Source organism: Pseudotabrizicola sp. 4114, from assembly GCF_031457365.1.
In the GTDB taxonomy this organism is placed as follows: Bacteria; Pseudomonadota; Alphaproteobacteria; order Rhodobacterales; family Rhodobacteraceae; genus Pseudotabrizicola.
Genome location: NZ_JAVDWP010000003.1, coordinates 386,740 through 410,416, shown reverse-complemented (window position 1 = coordinate 410,416; position 23,677 = coordinate 386,740). Strand labels below are relative to the sequence as shown.

Below are 23,677 nucleotides of genomic sequence, written 5' to 3'. Positions count from 1 at the left end.
ATGTGTGGAATTGTTGGCGTTCTGGGCAATCACGAAGTCGCCCCCCTGTTGGTCGAAGCATTGAAACGGCTGGAATATCGCGGCTATGACTCCGCTGGCATTGCCACAGTGAACCACGGGCGGCTGGACCGCCGGCGCGCGGTGGGCAAGCTGGTGAACCTGTCGGACCTGCTGGTGCATGAACCCTTGGCGGGCAAGGCCGGGATCGGCCACACCCGCTGGGCCACCCATGGCGCGGCCACGGTCAGCAATGCGCATCCGCACAAGGCCGGTCCGGTGGCGGTGGTACACAACGGCATCATCGAAAACTTCCGCGAGTTGCGCGAACAGCTGGCCGCGGCGGGCTATGCGCAGGAAAGCCAGACCGACACCGAAACCGTGGCGCTGCTGGTGCGGCAGGCGATGGACGCAGGCGCCGGTCCGGTCGACGCCGCGCGCCAGACCCTGAAACGTCTGCACGGGGCCTTTGCGCTGTGCTTTCTGTTCGACGGCCAGGAGGATCTGCTGATCGCCGCGCGCAAGGGCAGCCCCCTCGCCATTGGCCATGGCACGGGCGAGATGTTTGTCGGCTCCGACGCCATCGCCCTCGCCCCGATGACCGACCGCATCACCTATCTGGAAGAGGGGGACTGGGCGGTGATCACCCGCGCGGGGGCCGAGATCTTTGATGACCACGACCGCCGCGCAAACCGCGCCGAGACCCGGATCCAGATCGACGCGACCCGGATCGAAAAGGCCGGTTACAAGCATTTCATGGCCAAGGAAATCGCCGAACAGCCGGTGGTGCTGGCGGCGGGGCTGCAACACTATTCGCAGGGCGGCGCGGATGGCGGGTTGAACCCCGCCCTGCATTTGCCCGAAGGCGTGGACTTTACCGGGGTGGACCGCATCGTACTGGTCGCCTGCGGCACCGCGTCCTATGCCTGCCACGTCGCGAAGTACTGGTTTGAGGCCTTGGCGGGCCTGCCCTGCGACATCGACATCGCGTCAGAGTTCCGCTACCGCGAACCGCCGCTGTCACCAACCCAATGGGCGGTGTTCGTCAGCCAGTCGGGCGAGACCGCCGACACCCTCGCCGCCCTGCGCTATGCGAAAGAAAAGGTGGCCCGCGTGGTCTCGGTGGTCAATGTGCCCACCTCCTCCATCGCGCGCGAATCCGACCTGACCCTGCCCATTCTGGCCGGGGTCGAGGTCGGGGTCGCATCGACCAAGGCCTTTACCTCGCAGCTGATGGTACTGGCGCTGATGGCGCTCAAGGCCGGGGTGGACCGGGGGCGGCTGGATGCGGACGCGCTTGCCGGGCATCTGGCCGCTTTGCACGCGCTGCCGGGGCTGATGAACCACGCGCTGGGCCAGTCGGCCGAGATTGCAAAGCTGGCCGAAGAGCTGGCGCGCGCGCAGGACATCCTGTTTCTGGGGCGCGGCCCGATGTATCCGATGGCGCTCGAAGGGGCGCTGAAGCTCAAGGAAATCAGCTACATCCATGCCGAAGGTTATGCGTCGGGCGAGCTGAAACACGGCCCCATCGCCCTGATCGACGCGCAGGTGCCGGTGATCGTGCTGGCCCCGCGCGATGCCTTGTTCGACAAGACCGTGTCAAACATGCAAGAGGTGATGGCACGGCACGGCAAGGTGCTGCTGATCTCGGATGCCGCCGGTCTGGCCGAGGCGGGCAGCGGCACCTGGGCCACGCTGACCATGCCCGCTGTCGATGCAATCTTTGCCCCGATCCTCTATGCCGTTCCAGCGCAATTGCTGGCCTATCACACCGCCATTGCGAAGGGGACCGATGTGGACCAGCCGCGCAATCTGGCCAAATCGGTGACTGTCGAATGACCCCCTATCAAGCCCTTGAGACGCTGGAAGCTTTGTCCGATCCGGCCAAAGCCGCCGAGGCCGCCGCCTATCACAAGGCCCCGCCAGAGGCGGAGCGGCGCTATCTGGGGCTGACCAACGCTCAGATTGACGAACACGTAGCGCAGTGGCGCGCCGATCTGTCGGTCGAGGGCCGGGTCTCGCTGGCCGATGGCTTGTGGAACACGAATGTGCATGACGCCCGTGTCGCGGCGGCCAAGCTGCTGACACAGGCGCGCCTGCGCCCGGATGAGGCGGCATGGGCATTGATCTGCGACTGGGTGCCCCAGCTCGATGTCTGGGCGCTGGCCGATCTGGTCACCATTGCCGGGCAAAAGCGGCTGATGGCCGACCGCGACCGCATCGCCGATCTGGAAGACTGGGTGGAAAGCCCCAATCACTGGGTCCGCCGCGCCGCGCTGATGATGCTGCTGCCCTGGGCAAAGATGAACAACCTCAAGGATCTGGATTACGACATCCGCGAAACCGGGCTGGTCTGGGCCGAGCATCTGGTGCCCGACCGCAACTGGTTCATCCAGAAGGCGATTGCGGACTGGCTGGGGGCCTTGTCCAAACATGACCCCGCCCGGACGGCGGAATTCATGGACGGCCCCGGTCTGGGGCTGAAAAGCTTTGCCCGCAAAGAAGCCGCCCGCCGCCTGCCAGACGTGCCGATGACCGACGACTGAACCGGCCAAGGTCGGCACAACCCCCCACCCCATCCCTCCCCACAAGGGGGAGGGAGCCGCGTGGGGCCCGCCGCGCCCTGAGCCATCAATGACAGCCGCCCACAGCAAGAGCTTCCTTTTCTTTCCCACAGGGGCGAGCGCGCAGCGTGGACCTGCGCCCCGCTGAACCATCAAAAACCACCACCCGCATCAATCGCCTCCCTCCCCCCTTGTGGGGGAGGGATGGGGTGGGGGGGCGCTCCGACAGGCCAATGCGCCTCACCCCGCCGGCAACGCCACCTCCGCCCGCCCGATCCGGCACAAAAAGCAATTGTTGCGGGCCGAGCGCACATCGACAAAGGCGATCTCTGGCCGCGTCAGCAAAGCCGCAGCATAGGCCTCAACCCCGCCCTGCGCCACCACCTTGCCGGTGCCATAGCAAATACGGTGATCCGCCGTGTAGCCTTTGAGCAGATAGTCCACGCTGCTGGTCAGGATCGGTGGCAGCCCCTGCCCCGACCAGCGCACACACGCATCGGCGCACAGGAACACCGGCCCGGTTTCGGCATAGGGTTGCAGCGCGGGAAACGGGCGATGCGCCAGAATGAGCATCCCCGCCCCTTCCGACACGTCGTTCAGACAATGCCGGCACGGCGTGCCGCTGCCGGTCGACACCTCCCGTTCGGGCGGCATCTCATAGGCATCGGGCCCCCCTGCGCGCAGGTTGTGCGCCAGATCGGTTGGCATGGCGTGAAAGGTGATTTCTGACATGGCGTGCTCCTCAAGCGTCAGGGCCACAAAACCCTGACGCCCCAAAGAACACGACCCGAAAGCTGCGCAATGCCCTCAGCCGGCGGTCACATCATGTTTGTAGAGCCAGTCAAACCGCTTCAGCGCCGCCCCCGGCGCCACCACCGACCCCAGCCGCAGCCCCAGATGCGCGACCCCGCGCGCCATCCCCGACAGGTGATAGACCCGCGCATTGGTATTGGCCGCCGCCACGATCCGCGCGCAGCGCGGCGCGCGCGCCGCCTGATAGGCCGCCAGACCCGCCGCAAGAGTGTCATGCGCCGCCAGCTGCTCTGCCAGCACCCAGGCATCCTCCAGCGCCATGCAGGCCCCCTGCGCCAGAAACGGCAGCGTCGGATGCGCCGCGTCGCCCAAAATCACCGCCGCCCCCTGATCCTGCACCGCAAACCATTGTTTTGCCACCGGATGCCGGAACAACCCCCAGAGCCAGACATCATCGACCTGCTCCAGCCAGCCGCGCACGCGCGGGGAAAACCCGGCAAAGGCCAGCTTCATATCCATGGTGTCATCGCGCAGGCTCCAGCCTTCCTCGACCCAAGTGCGCCGCTCTTCCACCGCCACGATGTTGCGCATCGTGCCGCCGCGCAGCGGATAGCTGACCAGATGCCGCCCCGGGGCCATATGCACCTCGGCCACATTCGCAGCACCCGGAGACTCGGGGATCAGCGCGCGCCAGGCCACCTGATGGGTGAAAAAGGGTGCCACCTTGCCGGTCAGCGCCACCCGCACTTTTGAGTGCAAACCGTCTGCCCCGATCAGCAGCGATGCCTCGCCAGTGCCGCCTTGCGCATTGCGCCAGCCGGGCCGCGCGCCCGACAGATCGACCGTGTCGATCTTCTGCAACAACCGCAACTCCACCCCGGCCTCGCGCGCGCCGGTCAGCAGCAGCGCGATCAGGTCGGCGCGGTGGGCGAAATGGTAGCCGCCCCCAACCTGTTTCCCCGCAGCTCCCGCCACATCCAGCCGCGTCACCAGATCGCCCGACGGCCCGTCGCGCAGTTCTACCGCCACCGCGCGGGTCGATACCGTCTCCAGCGCATCACCCAGACCCAAAGCCCGCAGCACCGCCGCCCCGTTCGGGCTGATCTGCAAGCCTGCCCCCAGCTCGCGCACCGCATCGGCCTGTTCCAGCACCGTGACCTGCGCTCCGCGCAAGGCCAGGGCGCGGGCCACCGCCAGCCCCGCCACGCCTGCGCCCAGCACCGTGACGCTTTGCCCGATCAGGCTCATCTGACTTCCCCACCGCAAATGCAAAACGCCGGACCATTGGCCCGGCGTCATTCTTTCAGCCCGCCCGCAAAGGGCTGGGCAAAAACCCCGACAGGCCTAGTCCTCGCGATGCACCTTTTCGCGGCGCTCGTGCTTTTCCTGCGCTTCCAGCGTCATCGTCGCAATCGGCCGCGCGTCCAGCCGTTTCAGGCTGATCGGCTCGCCGGTCATCTCGCAATAGCCGAATTCGCCACTGTCGATCCGGCGCAGCGCCGCCTCGATCTTGGAAATCAGCTTGCGCTGACGATCCCGGGTCCGCAGTTCCAGCGCGCGGTCGGTTTCTTCCGAGGCGCGGTCTGCCAGATCCGGCACATTGCGCCCGCTTTCGGTCAGATTGCCAAGGGTTTCCGCGCTCTGATCCATCAGCTCCTGCTTCCAGTTGACCAGTTTGCGGCGGAAATATTCCAGCTGCCGGTCATTCATGAAAGGCTCACTCTCGGCGGGGCGGTAATCGTCCGGGAGGAAGGCTTCTGGCTTCATTGCAGCACTCTCCAATGTGTCGGATGGCACCGACAGGTTGGCTTCTGTCATGGCGCACTCCTGTTGGCGCAGCACCTAGCCCGTTTCAATCTGAATGTCACTAGCTGTTGCGCGTTTTTGTGCGGCTGGATAGCGTGCCCCCCACAGAACCAACAAAGGCCACAACCAGAATGACATTTGTTTCAACCCAGAGTTACGTGGCCACCAAAGACCTCACCGTTGCCGTCAACGCCGCCGTCACGCTGCAGCGCCCGCTCTTGGTCAAGGGCGAGCCGGGCACCGGCAAAACCGAGCTGGCGCGGCAGGTCGCGGCGTCTCTGGGGATGGATCTGATCGAATGGCACGTGAAATCAACGACAAAGGCGCAGCAGGGCCTGTATGAATATGATGCGGTCAGCCGGTTGCGCGACAGCCAGCTGGGCGAGGCGCGGGTGCATGATGTGTCAAACTACATCCGCCGGGGCAAGCTGTGGCAGGCCTTTACCGCGCCCGAGCGGGTGGTGCTGCTGATAGATGAGGTGGACAAGGCCGATATCGAATTCCCGAACGATCTGTTGCAGGAACTCGACCGGATGGAGTTTCACGTTTATGAGACCGGCGAGACGGTGCGCGCCCTGCACCGCCCGGTGGTCATCATCACCTCGAACAACGAAAAGGAACTGCCCGACGCCTTTCTGCGCCGCTGTTTCTTTCACTATATCCGGTTCCCCGACCCCGAGACGTTGCGGGCCATCGTGTCGCTGCACTTTCCGGGCATCAAAGAGGCGCTGCTCACCACCGCGCTCACCCAGTTTTACGAAATCCGTGAGACGCCGGGGCTGAAGAAAAAGCCATCGACCTCCGAAGTGCTCGACTGGCTCAAGCTCTTGCTGGCCGAAGATCTGGCGCCCGAAGACCTGCGGCGCGATGCAAAATCGGCGCTGCCGCGCCTGCATGGCGCGCTCTTGAAGACCGAACAGGATGTGCAGTTGTTCGAACGCCTCGCCTTTATGGCGCGCGGGAATCGGTGACTCGTTTGTTGCCCGCACAGCCCGAATCGGGCGTGTTTGCCGTGGTTTAGCCACAGTTTTGCCACAATGGCATCACGAAATGGCAGTTTTCTGAAATATTCAGAAATATCCCGTGTGGCCGGGCGGGTAGATGCGGTGTTTTCCCCGTATCCCGCCGCCATGGATAGACTCGCCCGACCGGCTGAAGATTCACATCATTGACACAGAGCCGCCCCGATGCGGACATTCAAAACCAGTTCACTGGAATTTGTCCGATCCGAGAAAAGGCGCGCCCTGTGGTCACTTGCACCAGCTTCCTGACTGATCCCGTCATCGCGTTGCGCGATGCGGCTCTGTCCGGTTGCGCGCCTTTGACCCGGATCGACGGGGCTTTGCCTGCGGCGATTGCCGCACCGCGGACCCATGCCATCCCACCGCTGGCTGCGCGCGCAAGCGCCGCACCAGACGGAGGGCGGGAATCGGGGGATTCCCGTCACCAGCCGCGTGGCCCTGCTGTCCGGTTCTGCCCGGACAGCGGCCACAGAATGAAACCGGGGGCGCGGGTCGCGCCGCCTCGTGCAAAAGAGCTGCCACTCTCATGCGCCTGTTCAAACTTCTCACCGCCCTGGTCCTCAGCACCGGCCTGACCGCCTGCGTTGCACCCCAAGCTGCCGATGTGTCAAAAAGCGTCTTTGACGATCCGGTGTCGCGTCCGGGCGCGCATGCCATGCACGCCTTTGCCTCTGGTCCCGCCATCGGTGTGATGCGCGGCAATACCGAAATCGCCAGTGATTTCCTTGACCTGCATTTCCGCATGGAAAGCGGTCGCGCCTTGCCGGTGATGACCCGGTTCGAGGGGCCGATCACCGTCGCCCTGACTGGCAGCGTGCCCCCCGCCGCGCGTTCCGAACTGGCCCGCCTGATCACCCGGTTCCGTACTGAGGCCGGGCTGGACATCAGCCAGACCTCTGGCCTCGCCGCGATCACCATCGACTTTCAGTCCAAATCCGCCCTGCGCCGCGCTGTGCCTTCGGCCGCCTGCTTTGTGGTGCCCAATGTCACCGGCCTTGCCGACTATAGCAAAAAGCGCAACACCGCCGCCGTAGACTGGGGCAAACTGAACCGGCGTGAGCGGGTGGCGATCATGGCCCCCGCCGATGCCTCGCCGCAAGAGGTGCGCGACTGCCTGCATGAAGAGCTGGCACAGGCCATGGGTCCGCTCAACGACCTGTTCCGCCTGCCCGATTCCGTGTTCAACGATGACAACTTCCACTCGGTGCTCACCGGCTTTGACATGCTGATGCTGCGCGCCACCTATGCGCCCGAGCTGCGCTCTGGCATGAACGAGGCCGAGGTGGCGGCCCGCCTGCCCGCCATCCTCGCCCGCCTGAACCCGCGCGGTCAGGGCATCGGCGGCAGCGCCAAACAGCTCAGCCCGCGCTCGTGGATCTCCGCGACCGAGGCATCTTTCGGCGCGCGCGGCGGCACCCGGCCCGACGCGGCAGAGCGGATGATCAGCATCGCCAAGGCCCAAGGCTGGACCGGCAACCGCATGGCCTTCAGCCTGTTCGCCCGGGGCCGCGCCCTCACCGGCCGCGACGCCCCCGCCGCGATCGAGGCCTATACTCAGGCCGCCCAAATCTGGCGCTCCATTCCCGGCGCGCAGATTCAGGCCGCCCATGTCGATATGCAGCTGGGGGCGTTTGCGCTGTCGGCGGGCCAGTTCGATCAGGTGCTGATGCTGACCGACCGCGCCATCCCGGTTGCGCGCAGCCATCAGAATGCATCCTTGCTCGCCTCCCTGCTCGCCATGCGCGCCGAAGCGCTGGAAGCGACCGGCCGCAGCGCCGAGGCGCGGCCGGTGCGTCTCGACAGTCAGGGCTGGGCGCGCTATGCCTTCGGTTCGGATGCGCAGGTGCGGGCCCGGTTGTCGGATATCTCGACACTGGCCCGGCGCGGCGGGCGGGGGTAAGGCGGCAAAGCTTCCCCTGCGGCAAAGCAAGGGGAAGCGGATGATCGTTCTGGCAGGTTTGGTCTTTGGGGCCGCATTCGGGGCCTATACCGCCAAAAAGCGCGGCGGCAACCGGCTCGACATGGCCCAATATGCCGCTGGCTACGCCATTGCCCTGATGCTGCTGGGCCTGTTCGTGACCATCTTCATCGAACGCGCGCTGACCTGATGGCCGCGCGCAGGAAAGCCTGACCGATGTTTCTGCCGTTCTTCGAATGCCTTCGAAAGACCGGCGTGCCGGTCAGTCTGCGCGAGTATCTGGCGTTTCTTGAAGGCATGGCCGCAGGGCTTGCCACCTATGATGTGGATGCGTTTTACTACCTCGCCCGCACGGCGATGGTAAAGGATGAGCGCCACATCGACCGCTTTGACCGCGCCTTTGCCGAGAGCTTCCGGGGGCTGGAACAGATCACCCCCGAACAGGTGCTCGATGCCATCGACCTGCCGCGCGACTGGCTGGAAAAGCTGGCCGAAAAGCACCTCACCGCCGAAGAACGCGCGGAAATTCAGGCGCTTGGCGGCTTTGACGCGCTGATGGAGACGCTGAAAAAGCGGCTGGAGGAGCAGAAGGGCCGCCATCAGGGCGGCAACAAATGGATCGGCACCGCCGGCACCAGCCCGTTCGGCGCTTACGGTTACAACCCCGAAGGCGTGCGCATCGGGCAGGACCAGTCGCGCCACCAGCGCGCGGTCAAGGTCTGGGACAAGCGCGATTTCCGCAACCTCGACGACAAAGCCGAACTGGGCACCCGCAACATAAAGATCGCCCTGCGCGCCCTGCGCCGCTGGGCCCGTGACGGCGCGGCACAGGAATTCGACCTCGACGGCACCATCCAGTCCACCGCCCGCACCGGCTGGCTGGATGTGCAGACCCGCCCCGAACGCCGCAACGCCGTCAAGGTGCTGATCTTTTTCGACATCGGCGGCAGCATGGACCCCTATGTAAGGGTGATGGAAGAGCTGTTTTCTGCCGCCAGGTCCGAGTTCCGCCACCTTGTGCCGTTCTACTTTCACAACTGCCTGTATGAGGGCGTCTGGCGCGACAACGCCCGCCGCTGGGATGCGCAGACCCCGACATGGGACATCCTGCGCAGCTACGGCCCCGAATACCGCTGCCTGTTTGTCGGCGACGCCGCGATGTCTCCTTACGAAATCCTCCACCCCGGTGGCGCGAATGAGCACTGGAACCCCGAAGCGGGCCATGTCTGGCTGGAACGCGCCTGCGCCCAATGGCCGCATCACCTGTGGATCAACCCGGTGCCGGAACCACATTGGCACTACACCCACTCGACCCGCCTGATCGCCGACATCTTCGCCAACCGCATGGTGCCGATGACGCTGGAGGGCCTGACCCGTGGCATAAGGCTGATCCGATGACCCTGCTGCGCCGCCATCCCATCCTGACCATTGGCTTTGCCATCGCCCTTGCCCTGACCCTGTTCTTTGCAGGCCGTTTTGTGGCGCAGGTGGTCTACTGGTCCGACCCCGCCCGGCAGGAACAGGAGGTGCAGGGCTGGATGACCCTGCGCTATGTCGCCAAAAGCTGGCGGCTGCCCCCGCGGGAGCTGTATGAGGCCGCAGGCCTGCCCGGCCCGGTCCGGGGTCGCCCGCAAACGCTGGAGCAACTGGCCGAAGATCAGGGCATCCCCCTGCCCCAACTGATCGCCGAAGTTGAGTCTGCCATCGACCGGCTGATCGCGGACCGCGCCAGCGAAGGGGCCGCCGCACCGTGACCGACTGGATGCTCTCTGCCGTGCCGACCTATGGGCCATGGCTGGTGGCGCTGGTCACCTTTTTGTCCTGCATCGGCATCCCGGTGCCAGCCTCGATGCTGATGCTGGCGGCGGGGGGCTTTGCCGCCTCCGACGATCTGGAGGTGTGGCAGGTGGCGCTCGCGGCGCTCGCCGGGGCCGCAATCGGCGACCAGAGCGCCTATTGGGCCGCGCGCAAGGGCGGCGCGCCCTTTGTCGACCGCTTTGCCAAAGGGGCCCGCGCCCAGCTGCTTGACCGCGCCCGCTCTCTGGTCGCCGAGCGTGGCACCATCGCGGTGTTCCTCAGCCGCTGGCTGATCAGCCCGCTTGCGCCCTATGCCAACCTGATCGCCGGGGCCAGCCGCATGCACTGGCTGCCCTTCACCACCGCCGCCGTGGCGGGAGAGCTGGTCTGGGTCGGGGTCTATGTCGGCGCAGGCTATGGCTTTGGCGACAATCTGGAGGCGGCAACGGAATTTGCCGGTTCCATCCTGGGCTTTCTGGCGGCGGGGGCGATTGCCGCAGGTCTGGGCTGGTGGCTCTGGCATCTGGCAAAACGCGGCGACTAGCCCTTTCCCTTTCGCGCCCCCCGCCCCATATTCCACGGCATGATCAAGTTCCTGCCCGTCATCCTCGCCATCGGCTACGCCCTGTTGATGTGGCGGTTTTCGGTGTGGCGCACCGCCAGGATGCTGGATCAGGAAAGTCAGCCGCTGACCGACCCCGCCATCACCCGGCTGGCCGACCGGATGGCGGCAGCGCTCGACATCCCCACGATCAAGGTCAATGTGTACGAGATCGACGCGGTCAACGGCCTCGCCGCGCCCGATGGTCGCATCTTCCTGACGCGTGGGTTTCTCAACCGCAAGGCGCGCGGCGAGGTCAGCGCCGAAGAGCTGGCCGCCGTGATCGCGCATGAGCTGGGCCATGTCGCCCTTGGCCACACCCGCCGCCGGATGATCGACTTTACCGGCCAGAACGCGGTGTTCATCATGCTTTCGGCGCTGCTGAACCGTTTCATCCCGTTTCTGGGCGTGTGGATCGCCAATCTGATCTCGACTGCGCTGATGGCCCGCCTGTCACGGCGCGACGAGTTCGAGGCCGATGCCTATGCCAGTGCGCTGCTGGTCAAGTCCGGCATCGGCACCGCGCCGCAAAAGTCGCTGTTCCGCAAATTGCAGGCGCTGACCGACAACGCCGGCGCCGGTATTCCCGCCTGGCTGCTCAGCCATCCGAAAACCGACGAACGGATCAAAGCCATCGAAGCCGCCGAAATCCGCTGGCAGGCCCGTTGACCTGCAACGGGCAAGCCCGTTGATCTTCAACGGGCAAGTCCGCTGACTTCAGCGGGCAGGTGCGCTGATCTGCACCTGGCAAGCCGACGCTGACTTGCGTTTCACGGGAACCCTGCGCCTCCTCGCGCGTTCCTTCTGTGTTCAGACAAAAGACACTTAAATGCAGGAGGCCCCATGTCCGCCCCACAAACCAACATCGAAAAGCAAAAGCGCCGCCACCGTGGCCCACTGATCGGCATGATCGTCGTGGTGCTGGCCGTCGGCCTCGGCTATTTGTGGTGGGTTGGCTACGAGGTTGCCGAAAGCGATCCGGCACAGGGCTCGCAAACCCAGATTGACAGCCGCACCGGCGATCAGGTGGTGCCAGAGACGACCCCCAACCAATCCGACCCGGTTGCTGTGCCGCAAGCCGATCAACCAACACCCGGCGTTCCGGCGCAGAACGTGGACCCGCAGACCGCAGACGACCTTCCCGCCGTCGATCCGGTTCCCGAGCCGACTGCGCCCCCCGCCAACTGATCCGCGCAAATGGACGCGGCAGTGGGTTATCCTTCTGCCGCGTCCAGGGCCTTGGCCAGCCGGTTCAGCCGCGCCCGTTTCAACAGGGACTTGCGGCTGAACGTTTCACCCGACAACCGGCAGGCAGTTGCGTGAACCCGGTTCACCACCTCCGCCACGGTATCCGGGGCGTGCGACCACAGCTCGCACAGGAACCCGTCCGGATCGCGCCGCTCCACCCCTTCTTCGGCCAGCAGATGACGGGGGAAATCCATAGCGTTGAAGGTCACGATGCAATCGGCAGAGCCGCCGATGGCGACCGCCAGCACATGCACATCATCGGGGTCAGGCAACAACAGTCGCGCCTCGATGTTACTGTATTCCCGCAGCACAGCCCCCGGAAATTGCGTGCGCAAGAGCGCCGCCTCGCCGGTGGCAATGTCTTGCTGCACCGCCCCCAGCTTGGCCGTCGCCCGCACCCATTCGCGCAGGATCCGCTCGGAAAACAGCGGTGTATACAGCCCCGCCGCTGCACAGCCCATCAGGATCTCACGCAATACCGTGGGATACAGCACGCAGGCATCCAGAACTGCCCTCATCGGGTACGCGCAGTCTTCGCCGGAAGGTGTAGGGCGGGGTTCACCCCGCCACCCCCGCCAAGCGATGACGGCCCGCAATCAAGGCAAGAGTGCCCCAGCATCAGCCATCCAGCCGGAAGGTCAGCGCCTTCAGATACCCCGATTCCGCCAGTTGCGGCAGCATCGGGTGATCCGGCCCGGCAAAGCCGGTGTGGATCAGCTGAGCTCGCCGCCCACCGCGCCCGATCCCACGCCCCGACGCATTGCGGAACGACGACAGGTCAGCCGCATGCGAACACGAGCACAGCACCAGATAACCGCCCGGTGCGACAAGCGGGGCCGCCAGCCGCGCCACCCGCTCATAGGCGCGCAATCCCGCCTCCAGCGCCGGTTTGGCGGGGGCAAAGGCCGGCGGATCACAGATCACCAGATCAAACTGCGCACCTTCGGTCCCCAAAGCCTCCAGCACGTCAAAGGCATCGCCCTGACGCGTGGCAAAGCGGGCCTCGACCCCCATCGCCGCCGCACCCTGCGACGCCAAGGCCAGCGCAGGTGCAGAGCCATCAACCGCCAAAGCGCTTTCCGCCCCGGCGGCCAGACAGGCCAGCCCGAAGCCGCCGACATGGGAAAACAGATCCAGCACCCGCGCGCCCTGCGCCAGTCGTGCCGTAAAGGCATGGTTGGGCCGCTGGTCATAAAACAACCCGGTCTTCTGCCCGCCCAACAGGTCGGCCATATAGAGCGCGCCGTTCATCGGCACCGTCACCGGCCCGTCCACCGCGCCGCGCACGACCGCAACCTCTTCGGTTAGCCCTTCCAGCACCCGCGAGCGGCCCGCGCCGTTCTTGACCACGGAACTCACCCCGGTCACCGCCACCAAAGCGGCCACGAGCATCTCCAGATGCGCCTCGGCCCAGGCCGCGTTCGGCTGCACCACCGCGACATCGCCGAACCGGTCGATCACCACGCCGGGCAAGCCATCGGCCTCGGCATGCACCAGCCGGTAGAACGGCGCGTCAAACAACCGCGTCCGCATCGCTTCGGCCCGCGCAATCCGCGTCTCGAACCAGGCCTGATCAATCACCGCTTCCGGGTCACGATCCAGCATCCGGCAGATGATCTTTGATTTCGGGTTGACCGTCACCAGCCCCAGCGCCCGGCGCTCGCCATCCTCCAGCACCGCCAGCGTGCCGGGGGTCAGCCCTTGGGTGCGCCGGTCGGTGACCAGCTCGTCACTATAGACCCAAGGGAAGCCATGGCGGATCGCCCGCGCCTCGGCCTTGGGTTTCAACCGCACCACCGGCATCGCACGGGGAGCATCATCAAAAGCGGAGTCGGGGGCGTCATGCGCAAAGGGAGGGGTCATCATCCCCTCCCTTTACCCGAACTTGATCCTTTGGGAAATGCCCCTCAGCGCAGGGTCACATCACTCGGCTGCGACAGCGCCCGGCTGATCAGCATCGGGTCTGTCACCCGCGCCGACAGCTCTGACCGGATCGCACTGGCCAGCCGCTCGACGACCACCACCCGCTGGGTGCGGCCCATCTGTTCCTCGGCCACCGCCTGCGCCCCGCCGGCCGCCTTGGCATCCGCCGCCACCAGACGCGGCCCGTCAATCACCATACCCGTGGCCGCATCCCGCACCGTCAGCGTGAACCGCATCGAATGGGTGCCGCCCACCGTGTAGCGGGTCTTTTCCGTCACCGAATGGAACCGCTCCACCTCGATATCCACCAGCACCTTGCGGCCCGTGGTCATCGTATGCGTCCCCCGGTCCATCGCTTCCTTGAAGATCGACATAACTTGCGCATGACGGTTGCCCATCGGCTCGCCGCGCCAGACAATGTCTGCCACCGGATAGAACATGTTGGCTTCCGAGACCTTCAGCTTGCTGGGCACCGAGATGCGGATGTCTTCCACATCATATTGCGCCGCCAGCACCTGCCGCACGGGCTCCACCGCCGCACCTGGCCCCTGCGTCGCCAGCGTCATCTGCGTCCGGTCCGACCGCATCACATCCGGCCCGCCACCCGCACAGGCAGACAGACCCATCACCACGGCCAACATAGGAAAAACAAACGTCTTCATCACCACATCCTCCGGGGGAGGTCTTTCCCCTTGCCCTGACAGGATTACCGGCCAAACATGGCACGATTGCGCGCGAATGCGTGCAAAAGCGGGGTATTGTGGTGGCCGGGGGGGCAAAAGCGCCCATTGCGAACACGCGCTAAAGCGACTTCGACAGGTGGGCTGTGCTGCCCTTTAGCGGCACATACCCACACCGCTCGTAAAACGCGCGGGCCGTTCTGGTGGTTTCAAGCCGGCATCGTTCGGCATGATGCCCCCGCGCGACATCCTCAAGCGACGCGAGCATCGCCTTGCTGACACCGCAAAACCGTGCCTCCGGGTGAACGCAGTTCAGAAGGATGTTTCCAAGATGGTCCACCATCCCCACACTGGCAAGTTTACCGGCCCTGTCTGCCACCAGCACGGTCGCGTCGTCACGATCAATCCACGCCATCCAAGAGGCTTCTGTCTTGTTGCGCAGCCACTGTGCGAGCCTGTGCGGATCGTCCTGATAATCAATCTCGCACAAGTCCGAAATAGATCGGCGCAAGGTCTCTACCGCCGCAGGTGCATCCCCTCGTGTGCCACGCCGAACCAGAATGTTCATAAGGTTCTCCGTCTGCCAGAGCGCCGTATTGAAGCGTCTCTGTTCCCGGCAACATCGGCCGGATTGCCCTTCCGGCCCGATCCTGCAAGCCTGAACATACACCGTTCGTTTGCCCACCCCAACCCTTGTTAGCGCTAACAAAATCTGCTACACTCCCCCCATCGCAAGCCACAACCCCAAAGGCCCGCCATGACCCTGCACCCCACCATCGCCCGCGTCACTGATCGCATCCGCGAACGCAGCCATGGCCGCCGGGGCGATTATCTGCGCCAGATGGCCGCTGCGGTGGCCGCTGGCCCCGCGCGCAGCCACCTGACCTGCGGCAATCAGGCCCATGCCTATGCCGCGATGGAAGAGGACAAATCCACCCTCGCCACCACCCGCGCCCCCAATATCGGCATCGTCACCGCCTATAATGACATGCTTTCGGCCCACCAGCCGTTCGAACGTTACCCCGACCTGATCCGCACCGCCGCCCGCGCCGCCGGGGCCACCGCGCAGGTGGCGGGCGGCGTGCCCGCCATGTGTGACGGCGTGACCCAAGGCCAGCCCGGGATGGAGCTGTCGCTGTTCTCCCGCGATGTGATCGCCCTCGCGGCCGGGGTCGCGCTGTCGCACAACACCTTCGACTCCGCCCTCTACCTCGGCGTCTGCGACAAGATCGTGCCAGGTCTGATCATCGCCGCCGCCAGCTTCGGCCATATCCCGGCGGTGTTCGTCCCCGCCGGGCCGATGACCTCCGGCATCCCCAACGATCAGAAATCCGCCGTCCGCAACGCCTATGCCGAAGGCAAGGCCTCGCGCGACGAGCTGATGGCGGCGGAAATGGCCAGCTACCATGGCGCCGGCACCTGCACCTTTTACGGCACTGCCAACACCAACCAGATGCTGATGGAATTCATGGGCCTGCACCTGCCCGGCTCCAGCTTCGTCAACCCCGGCACGCCCCTGCGCGACGCGTTGACCACGGCAGCGGTGGAACGCGCCGCGCAGATCACCGCCCTTGGCAATGATTTCCGCCCGGCGGGCGAGATCCTGGATGAACGCGCCTATGTCAACGGCCTCGTCGGGTTGATGGCGACCGGCGGCTCGACCAACCTGGTGCTGCACCTGCCCGCCATGGCCCGCGCCTCCGGCGTGATCCTCGATCTGCAGGATTTTGCCGATCTGTCCGATGTGGTGCCCTTGATGGCCAAGGTCTACCCCAACGGTCTGGCCGACGTGAACCATTTCCACGCCGCCGGGGGTTTGCAATTCCTGATCAACCAGCTGCTGGATGCGGGGCTGCTGCACGAAGACGCCAAGACCATTTCCGGCGAAGGTCTCAACGCCTACCGTCAGGAACCCACGCTCAAGGATGGCAAGCTCGGCTGGCAGGATGGCCCGCGCGACAGCCTCAACGAGAAAATCGTGCGCCCCGCCGCCGACCCCTTCGCCATCACCGGCGGGCTGAAACAACTCTCCGGCAATCTGGGCCGCGGCGTGATCAAGGTCTCTGCCGTCGCGCCAGAGCGGCACATTGTCGAAGCCCCGGCCCGGATCTTCCACACGCAAGATGCGGTCAAAGCCGCGTTCAAGGCCGGTGAGTTCACCTCTGACACCATCGTTGTCGTGCGCTTTCAGGGCCCCAGCGCCAATGGCATGCCAGAGCTGCACTCGCTCACCCCCACCCTGATGATCCTGCAGGATCGCGGGTTGAAGGTGGCCCTCGTCACCGATGGCCGCATGTCGGGGGCCTCCGGCAAAGTGCCCGCCGCCATCCACGTCTCCCCCGAGGCGGCCAAGGGCGGCCCCCTCGCCCGCCTGCGCGACGGCGACGTGATCCGGCTCGATGCGGTTGCAGGCACCCTCACCGTGCTGGCCGATGATTTTGACGCGCGCCCCGCCATCACCGCTGATCTTTCGGCCAACAGCCATGGCATCGGGCGCGAACTGTTCAACGTCTTCCGCCAGACCGTCGGCACCTCAGATACCGGCGCGGGCGTGGTGATCTGACCGGAACACCAACCGCCCCCCTCCGCGCGGCGCGCCCTCCCGCCGCGCGCAAAACCATCTCTGGACCTTTGCCCTTCATCTTGGCAAAAATACTCCCGCCGGAGGCTCCCTCCCCCACAGCCTCCCCTCCGCCCAAAGGACGATTTCCATGACCCCCTCCGAACAATCCGCCCGCGCGCTCGAAGTCTGCCGCCTGGCCCCCGTTGTCCCCGTGCTGGTGATCGACGATCTGGCCCATGCCAAACCCCTGGCGCAAGCCCTTGTTGCCGGCGGCCTGCCCGCACTGGAAGTCACCCTGCGCACGCCCTGCGCTTTGGATGCCATCCGCGCCATGGCCGAGGTTCCGGGCGGTGTGGTGGGCGCAGGCACCCTGCTGACCCGCGCCGATGTCAAGGCCGCCAAGGCCGCCGGGGCCACCTTCGGCGTCTCGCCCGGCGCCACCGACGCCCTGCTTGACGCCTGCGCCGAATATGAGCTGCCGCTCTTGCCCGGTGCCGTCACCGCGTCCGAGGTGATGCGCCTGCTGGAAAAGGGCTACACGGTGCAGAAATTCTTCCCCGCCGAACAATCGGGCGGTGCGGCCTTCCTCAAATCCATCGGCTCGCCGATCCCGCAGGTCAGCTTCTGCCCGACCGGCGGCATCAGCCTGAAAAATGCCCTTGATTATCTGTCGCTGAAAAACATCCTCTGCGTCGGCGGCTCCTGGGTCGCGCCAAAAGACGCGATGGAGCGCGGCGACTGGGCCGCGATCACCAAACTCGCCGCCGAGGCCCGCGCCCTGCGCGGTTAGGGCACCCCGCCTTTCAACTTGGCAAAAATACTCCCGCGCGGCGCGCTCCGGCACCCAGAACAGCAAACCGCCGGGGCCATTCCCTGCCCCGGCGGTTCTGTCATTTGTCCTGATCGCGGTCAGTCCAGATGACGCGTGTCCTGCAGCAGCACCACCAGCTCGTCGCGCATGTCGCGCAGCAGGGTCACATCGGCGGGCGGCATGCCGGCAGAGCCGATGGCATCGTCAAACGCCTCCAGCACATAGTTTTCGCCGTTGCGGATACTGTCCATCACATCGGAGTCGATGTCATCGAACAGTGCGCGCAGCGATACCACTGCCTTGTTCACGGTGCCCATGAAACTGCCATCCGCATCCGGCTCCACACCCTGGCGGATCAGCATCGCGGTCAGTGCGGCATTGTGGCGGTCGTGGATCGCGCGGTAGCGCTCTGCCACCGGGCGGAACGCCGGTTCGGCCTTGTCCACCATCGTCACATAGCCCGCCAGCGCATCCGCCGTCCGGCGTTGCAGCGCCAGCAGCGCGTCAGCGGCATCCGGGGCCGCCTCGGGCGACTCGCCCGTTTCGGTGTCAAGCATCATCGCAGCTGTGGTCGGGGTCAGCATGGAAACTCCTTTGATGAAAGGCTCCGGGGGGATCCGGGGGTCACGCGGCCGCGAAAGCGGCCTCTGCTGTGTCAACGCCGCCCTGCCCCGAAAAGTTCCTCCATCCATCCGCGCTTTCGCTTAGCACCAGCACCGCCTGACCCGCAGCCGTGATCTGGCCCTGCATCACCTCCGGCCCGGTCTCGCCCTCGTCCGCGCTGCAAAGCCGCCGCAGCCATGCCCCCTCGGGCAGCACAAACCCGGCATCATCGCCGGCGTTCAGGATCACCAGCACATCGTCGCGCGCAGGCCGGCGCAGCAGCAGGCCGAGCGGCCCCTCCTGATCCCAGTCGTCCTCACCCATCTCGCGGCCGTCGGCATGCAGCCAGACCGCCTCATCCGCCACGCCGTCGCCATCGCCCGCCCCGGCGGCAAAGCGCCGGTTGGCCAGACCCAGCTGTTGCCGCAGCGCGATCATCTGCGCCGTCGCGCGGATCAGCCCCGCATCGGCCTCTGGCCAGTCGATCCAGGCCAGCTCATTATCCTGACAATAGGCGTTGTTGTTGCCGTGCTGGCTGTTTCCCATCTCATCACCCGCCAAAATCATCGGCACGCCCTGCGACATCAGCAGAGACGCCAGCATCGCCCGCGCCCGGCGCGTCCGGCCATGCAGAATGCCGGCATCGTCAGTCGGCCCTTCGGCCCCCATGTTGTGCGACAGGTTGTTGTCATGGCCATCGGCATTGTCTTCGCCATTGGCCTCGTTGTGCTTGTGGTCATAGGACAGACAGTCCCACAGCGTGAACCCGTCATGCGCCGCCAGAAAGTTGACCGAGGTGGTCGCAGGCCGCCGCGAATGGTGGAACTGCACCGGCGAACCCAGCAGCCGCTCCGCCACCGACCCGCGCACGCCGCCATCGCGCCGCCAGAAGGCGCGCAGATCGTCGCGCGCCTTGTCGTTCCATTCGCGGAACGGCCACGGAAAGCCGCCGACCTGATAGCCGCCCTCGCCAATATCCCAAGGCTCGGCGATCAGCTTGACATGGGCCAGCACCGGGTCTTGCCGGATTGCATTGAAAAACGCGCTTTCGCGCTCGAACCCCGCACTCTCGCGTCCCAGCGTCGAGGCAAGGTCAAAGCGGAACCCATCCACATGCATCACCTGCACCCAATAACGCAGGCTGTCGAGCACCATGCGCAGCACCATCGGATGCGCCACGTTCAGCGTATTGCCGCAGCCGGTGGTGTCAAAGCTGTGGCGCGGATTTTCCGGCGACAGCAGGTAATAGGACGCGTTGTCGATTCCCCGGAACGACAGGGTCGGCCCCCTCTCATTGCCCTCGGCGGTGTGGTTATAGACCACATCCAGCAACACCTCGATGCCCGCCTCATGAAACCGCCGGATCGCATCCTTGATTTCCGACAACTGCCCGGTTTTGAGGTAAGGCGCATTGGGCGCAAAGAACGACAGGGTGTTATAGCCCCAGTAATTCGACAGCCCCTGCTCCAGCAGATGCCGGTCCTGCACAAAGCTCTGCACCGGCAACAGCTCCACCGCCGTGATCCCGAGCGCTTTCAGATGGTCCAGAACCGGGCGCGATGCCAGACCGGCAAAGGTGCCACGATCGGCCTGCACCACGCCGTCATGCCGCATGGTCAGCCCTTTGACATGCGCCTCATAGATCACCGTCTCTTCCCACGGGCGCAGAAGCGCGCGGTCCGCCGACCAGTCATAGGCCGGGTCCACCACCAGCGCTTTCGGCATGTACGCCGCTGAATCCCGGTCATCAAAGCTCAGATCATCGGTGCCGATCTCATAGCCGAACAGGCTGTCATCCCAGTCCAGCGCCCCGGTCAGCTGCCGCGCATAAGGGTCCAGCAGCAGCTTGTTGGGGTTGAACCGGTGCCCCTGTTCCGGCGCATAGGCCCCATGCACACGGTAGCCGTAAGCCTGCCCCGGTGCCAGACCGGGCAGATAGCCATGCCAGATCCCGCCCTCCATCTCGGGCAGATCCAGCCGGGCGGTCTCGGTCGCGCCGTCCTCGTCGAACAGGCACAGCTCCACCCGCTCGGCATGATCGGAAAACAGCGCGAAATTCACGCCACTGCCATCATATTCCGCGCCCAGCACCGAAGGCCGGGCCGAACTGCGGTCAAATGCCAACCCCTTCGGGGCCACCTTCAGCATCACGACACCGCCTGCTGAAACAGCGGCCGGCCAATGCCGCGATGGCTGCGCGGCATCCGCGCGGCCCGGCGCGACAGCATCTGCGTGGTCACCAGCGTCGTGCCGCCCGCGGTCACCCGGAACCAGCGCCGGTCTTCCGCCGGGTCTTCGCCCACCACCAGACCTTCGGGCAGCGTCACCCCCGGCGCGATCAGCGCCCGGGTCAACCTGCAGCCCGGCGACAGCCGCGCGCCCTCCATCAGCACCGACGCCTCCATCATCCCCCAGCCCGGATGCCCGATCCGGCTGCGCAGCGGCGCAAACAGCCGCAATCCCCCGATCGAGGTTGACATGCCAAACCGCGACAGCGCCGGAGCCACATCGCCCAGGTCGGGCGCAGGCAAAGCGCAGGGGGCATCGCCGGTTTCAAACTGCAACCAGGTCTCGCGCAGCGCATCCAGCGTGCCGACATCGCGCCAGAACACCGGACGCCCGGCTGCCGCCTCCCAGTTCCAGACATGCGCCTCACCGGCGAGCACCGCGCGGGGCATGATGTCATGGCCGAAGTCATGGCTGCTGCCCTCTGTCGTTGCATCCTCGGCCAGGATCTGCCGCAGCCAGTGCCAGTCACAGATATAGATCCCCATGCTGGCCAAAGCATGCTCGGTATCGCCCGGCAGGGTCGGCGGAATATCGGGCTTTTCCACGAAATCCGTCACCATCCCGGTGCCGCTGGCCGTGATCACGCCAAAGCCGCGCGCCTCATACCGGTCCACCACCTTGGCAGCGAGCGTGATCCTGGCGTCCGAGGCACGATGCGCCGCGATCAGCGGCCGGTAATCCATCTCATAGACATGATCCGCCGACAGGATCAGCACCTCACGCGCCCCGAGCGCATCAATCTGCGCCGCGTTCTTCCAGACCGCATCTGCGGTGCCCAGATAACCCGGTTGGGCCGCCGTCAGATCTGCGCCATCCGCGCCCCGCCGCAGGATCATCCCCGATGCCCCGATCCGCCCCGACCAGGCCGTATCCAGATGCGCCTCCAGCGTCTCGGGCCGGTACTGGCTGGCCACGATCACCCGGCTCAACCCTGACTGCACGATGTTTTCCATGGTAAAATCCACAATCCGCCGCCGCCGCACAAACGGCAGCGCCGGTTTGCAGGTCCGGTCGGTCAGCTCATACAGCCGCGACCCGCGCCCCCCGGCCAGCAGGATGGCGACAGGCGCACCTTTGGTCGCCAGAACAGGATCAGTCACATCAGACACATGATCGGCCATTTTGCGGAACTCCGGGCAAAAAGGGGGAAAGGGGCACGAGTGCGGGCAGAGCGCACCGGTCCGTTCGGACATCTGCACCACAACGCCGCAAACCCCTGAACGGTTTCATGGAAATCTGCACCCGACCCCAGATTTCTGCCCGACAGCACCCGCCACACACGCGCGCAGCCCCGGCCCCCTCTACAGCGGCCAGAAGAGCAGGATCGCAGGCACCCCTACCACCGTCACGATCACCTCCAGCGGCAATCCCATCCGCCAGTAGTCCGAAAACCGGTACGACCCCGGCCCCAGCACGATGGTGTTGTTCTGATGCCCGATCGGCGTCAGAAACGCGCAAGACGCCGCAATCGCCACCGCCATCAGGTAGGAGTCCGGGTTGGTCCCCGTCGTCTCGGCCAGCCGGATGCCCACCGGCACCGCCAGAATGGCGGTCGCATTGTTGTTCAGCACGTCCGAGATGAACATTGTCGAAACCATCAGCACCAACAACCCGACCCACGCGGGCAGCCCCGCCGTCGCTGTTGCCAAGGCCTCGGCCACCAGACCCGAGGCCCCCGTGGTATCCATCGCCACCCCCAGCGGGATCAGCGAGGCCAGCAGCACGATCACCGGCCAGTCGATATGTTCGTACAGATCCTCCACCCCCAGCACCCGCGCCAGCACATAGCCGATCACCACCGCGCCCAAGGCCACCGGCATCGTGACCAGCCCCAGACTGACCGCCGCAATCGCCAGCGCAAACATCACCACCGCCGCCACCGCGCGCCGCTCCATCGTCACCGACTCGCGCCGGCTCAGCGGCAGCAGGCGCAGCGCATCGGCAATCGCCTCGGCCTGGGTCTCGGGGATCAGCACCAGCAGAATATCCCCTGCCAATATCCGCGTGTCGCGCAGATTGTCGTGCAAGGTCCGGTCGCGCCGGAAAATCCCCAGCAGCACCGAGTCGTGATCCACCGCCAGCCGCGCCTGCCGCGCCGTGCGCCCGACAATGCGCGAGGTATTGGTGACCACGAACTCTGCCATCACCTCGCCCGCCAGCGAGATCCGGGGCGCATCCGCCGCCAGCCCGTCGGGATAGGCCAGCTTCAGCTCTACCCGCACCTCTTCCAGCAGCGTGGGCGATGCCTCGATCAGCAGAATATCCCCCACTTCCAGCACGATACCGCCCGGCGCGCCATAGACCCGCCGCCCCCGCCGCTTCACCGCGATCAGACTTGCCCCCAGCTTTTCGCAAGCGGCAAGCAGCTCTGCCTTGGTCTCGCCGATGCTGCCCGACTCCTCGGGCACCACCAGCTCGGTCACATAATCGCGCATCCGCGCCTCGGCATCCTCGGCCACCGGCCCGTCGTCGCGCTGCGGCACCAACCGCCAGCCGACAAAGGCCACGAACAGCAGCCCCGCCACCGCCACGATCCCGCCCGCATAGGCAAAGTCGAAAAACCCGAACGGCTCCCCCAGCGCTTCGCGCCGGAAGCTCGACACGATCAGGTTGGGCGGTGTCCCGATCAGCGTCAGCATGCCCCCCAGAATGGTGGCAAAGGCCAGCGCCATCAGCGTCAGCCCCGCCCCGCGCCCCGCCTTGCGCGCGGTCGCCACATCCACCGGCATCAGCAGCGCCAAAGCGGTCACATTGTTCATCACCGCCGACAACAGCGCCCCCACCGCGCCCAACCGCAGCACATGCAGGGACACCGGCAGCGCGGGATCAGACAGCACCCGCGCCAGCGCATTGATCGCCCCGGTCCGGATCAACCCCGCCGAGACTACCAGCACCAAAGCCACCGTGATCACCGCCGGATGCGCAAAGCCCGAAAACGTCTCCTCCATCGGCACCAACCCCAGCAGAGTGCCGACAATCACCCCGGCAAAGGCCACAATATCATGCCGCAACCGCCCCCAGATCATCAGCCCGACAATGGCCGCAAACAGCGCAAACAGAAGCATCTGGGGTTGGGTCACTTGGGGGAATACTCCGTGGGGT

At 65.7% G+C, this 23,677-nt stretch carries 23 protein-coding genes; 12 read left to right on the top strand and 11 right to left on the bottom strand.

Annotated elements, in window-relative coordinates; all coding sequences use genetic code 11:
- Entirely contained in the window at nucleotides 1–1,836 is a 1,836-nt protein-coding gene (glmS, locus tag J2X53_RS09415) for a glutamine--fructose-6-phosphate transaminase (isomerizing) (protein ID WP_349037229.1), read from the top strand.
- A complete protein-coding gene (locus J2X53_RS09410) occupies nucleotides 1,833–2,543 on the top strand; it encodes a DNA alkylation repair protein (protein WP_349037228.1) in 711 nt (236 codons plus the stop codon). The genes glmS and J2X53_RS09410 overlap by 4 nt, the downstream gene beginning before the upstream one ends.
- A 258-nt stretch (nucleotides 2,544–2,801) precedes the next feature.
- On the opposite strand, the gene J2X53_RS09405 is transcribed toward J2X53_RS09410, so the two are convergent.
- The 3 genes from J2X53_RS09405 to dksA all read right to left on the bottom strand — a co-directional run bounded on the left by J2X53_RS09405 (nucleotide 2,802) and on the right by dksA (nucleotide 5,081).
- Nucleotides 2,802–3,293, bottom strand: coding sequence for a DUF1203 domain-containing protein (locus J2X53_RS09405; RefSeq protein ID WP_349037227.1), 492 nt, complete (start codon nucleotides 3,291–3,293; stop codon nucleotides 2,802–2,804).
- 75 nt (nucleotides 3,294–3,368) lie between these two features.
- The gene (locus J2X53_RS09400; RefSeq protein WP_349037226.1) at nucleotides 3,369–4,562 is read right to left on the bottom strand and encodes an FAD-dependent monooxygenase; all 1,194 of its coding nucleotides are present in this window, start codon (nucleotides 4,560–4,562) and stop codon (nucleotides 3,369–3,371) included.
- 96 nt (nucleotides 4,563–4,658) lie between these two features.
- A complete protein-coding gene (dksA, locus tag J2X53_RS09395) occupies nucleotides 4,659–5,081 on the bottom strand; it encodes an RNA polymerase-binding protein DksA (RefSeq protein WP_304800058.1) in 423 nt (140 codons plus the stop codon).
- Nucleotides 5,082–5,251: 170 nt separating this feature from the next.
- Between dksA and J2X53_RS09390 the strand changes: the two genes are divergently transcribed.
- From J2X53_RS09390 to J2X53_RS09355, 8 genes are all read left to right on the top strand, one after another.
- Complete coding sequence (locus tag J2X53_RS09390; protein WP_349037225.1) at nucleotides 5,252–6,091, top strand: MoxR family ATPase; 840 nt, start codon at nucleotides 5,252–5,254, stop codon at nucleotides 6,089–6,091.
- 577 nt (nucleotides 6,092–6,668) lie between these two features.
- The gene (locus J2X53_RS09385) at nucleotides 6,669–8,042 is read left to right on the top strand and encodes a DUF2927 domain-containing protein (protein WP_349037224.1); all 1,374 of its coding nucleotides are present in this window, start codon (nucleotides 6,669–6,671) and stop codon (nucleotides 8,040–8,042) included.
- 40 nt (nucleotides 8,043–8,082) lie between these two features.
- Nucleotides 8,083–8,250: a hypothetical protein gene (locus tag J2X53_RS09380; protein WP_199489456.1), complete on the top strand. Its 168-nt coding sequence runs from the start codon at nucleotides 8,083–8,085 to the stop codon at nucleotides 8,248–8,250.
- 26 nt (nucleotides 8,251–8,276) lie between these two features.
- Nucleotides 8,277–9,458, top strand: a complete 1,182-nt coding sequence (locus tag J2X53_RS09375; protein WP_349037223.1) for a VWA domain-containing protein — start codon at nucleotides 8,277–8,279, stop codon at nucleotides 9,456–9,458.
- The gene (locus tag J2X53_RS09370) at nucleotides 9,455–9,814 is read left to right on the top strand and encodes a hypothetical protein (RefSeq protein WP_349037222.1); all 360 of its coding nucleotides are present in this window, start codon (nucleotides 9,455–9,457) and stop codon (nucleotides 9,812–9,814) included. The genes J2X53_RS09375 and J2X53_RS09370 overlap by 4 nt, the downstream gene beginning before the upstream one ends.
- The gene (locus tag J2X53_RS09365) at nucleotides 9,811–10,401 is read left to right on the top strand and encodes a DedA family protein (RefSeq protein ID WP_349037221.1); all 591 of its coding nucleotides are present in this window, start codon (nucleotides 9,811–9,813) and stop codon (nucleotides 10,399–10,401) included. Before J2X53_RS09370 ends, J2X53_RS09365 begins: the two co-directional genes overlap by 4 nt.
- A 39-nt stretch (nucleotides 10,402–10,440) precedes the next feature.
- Nucleotides 10,441–11,127, top strand: a complete 687-nt coding sequence (locus tag J2X53_RS09360; protein ID WP_349037220.1) for a M48 family metallopeptidase — start codon at nucleotides 10,441–10,443, stop codon at nucleotides 11,125–11,127.
- 174 nt (nucleotides 11,128–11,301) lie between these two features.
- Complete coding sequence (locus tag J2X53_RS09355; protein ID WP_349037219.1) at nucleotides 11,302–11,646, top strand: hypothetical protein; 345 nt, start codon at nucleotides 11,302–11,304, stop codon at nucleotides 11,644–11,646.
- Between the two features lie 26 nt (nucleotides 11,647–11,672).
- Here J2X53_RS09355 and J2X53_RS09350 read toward each other — a convergent pair whose 3' ends face one another.
- The 4 genes from J2X53_RS09350 to J2X53_RS09335 form a co-directional block, all read right to left on the bottom strand.
- A complete protein-coding gene (locus J2X53_RS09350) occupies nucleotides 11,673–12,224 on the bottom strand; it encodes a PIN domain-containing protein (RefSeq protein ID WP_349037218.1) in 552 nt (183 codons plus the stop codon).
- A 100-nt stretch (nucleotides 12,225–12,324) separates the two neighbouring features.
- Nucleotides 12,325–13,509 carry a class I SAM-dependent rRNA methyltransferase gene (locus J2X53_RS09345; protein WP_349037381.1) on the bottom strand — a complete coding sequence of 395 codons (1,185 nt, stop codon included), beginning with the start codon at nucleotides 13,507–13,509 and terminating at the stop codon, nucleotides 12,325–12,327.
- Between the two features lie 104 nt (nucleotides 13,510–13,613).
- Nucleotides 13,614–14,291, bottom strand: coding sequence for a DUF6778 family protein (locus J2X53_RS09340; RefSeq protein ID WP_349037217.1), 678 nt, complete (start codon nucleotides 14,289–14,291; stop codon nucleotides 13,614–13,616).
- Nucleotides 14,292–14,430: 139 nt separating this feature from the next.
- On the bottom strand, nucleotides 14,431–14,877 hold the full coding sequence (locus tag J2X53_RS09335) for a GNAT family N-acetyltransferase (protein WP_349037216.1): 447 nt from the start codon (nucleotides 14,875–14,877) through the stop codon (nucleotides 14,431–14,433).
- A 189-nt stretch (nucleotides 14,878–15,066) separates the two neighbouring features.
- Between J2X53_RS09335 and edd the strand changes: the two genes are divergently transcribed.
- On the top strand, nucleotides 15,067–16,872 hold the full coding sequence (gene edd, locus J2X53_RS09330; RefSeq protein WP_349037215.1) for a phosphogluconate dehydratase: 1,806 nt from the start codon (nucleotides 15,067–15,069) through the stop codon (nucleotides 16,870–16,872).
- A 148-nt stretch (nucleotides 16,873–17,020) separates the two neighbouring features.
- Entirely contained in the window at nucleotides 17,021–17,662 is a 642-nt protein-coding gene (locus tag J2X53_RS09325; RefSeq protein ID WP_349037214.1) for a bifunctional 4-hydroxy-2-oxoglutarate aldolase/2-dehydro-3-deoxy-phosphogluconate aldolase, read from the top strand.
- 119 nt (nucleotides 17,663–17,781) lie between these two features.
- On the opposite strand, the gene J2X53_RS09320 is transcribed toward J2X53_RS09325, so the two are convergent.
- From J2X53_RS09320 to J2X53_RS09305, 4 genes are all read right to left on the bottom strand, one after another.
- The gene (locus J2X53_RS09320) at nucleotides 17,782–18,267 is read right to left on the bottom strand and encodes a DUF2383 domain-containing protein (RefSeq protein WP_349037213.1); all 486 of its coding nucleotides are present in this window, start codon (nucleotides 18,265–18,267) and stop codon (nucleotides 17,782–17,784) included.
- A gap of 40 nt (nucleotides 18,268–18,307) precedes the next feature.
- A complete protein-coding gene (gene glgX, locus J2X53_RS09315) occupies nucleotides 18,308–20,434 on the bottom strand; it encodes a glycogen debranching protein GlgX (RefSeq protein WP_349037212.1) in 2,127 nt (708 codons plus the stop codon).
- Nucleotides 20,434–21,696 carry a sugar phosphate nucleotidyltransferase gene (locus tag J2X53_RS09310; protein ID WP_349037211.1) on the bottom strand — a complete coding sequence of 421 codons (1,263 nt, stop codon included), beginning with the start codon at nucleotides 21,694–21,696 and terminating at the stop codon, nucleotides 20,434–20,436. Before J2X53_RS09310 ends, glgX begins: the two co-directional genes overlap by 1 nt.
- A gap of 180 nt (nucleotides 21,697–21,876) precedes the next feature.
- A complete protein-coding gene (locus J2X53_RS09305) occupies nucleotides 21,877–23,655 on the bottom strand; it encodes an SLC13 family permease (protein WP_349037210.1) in 1,779 nt (592 codons plus the stop codon).
- Nucleotides 23,656–23,677: the final 22 nt, after the last annotated feature.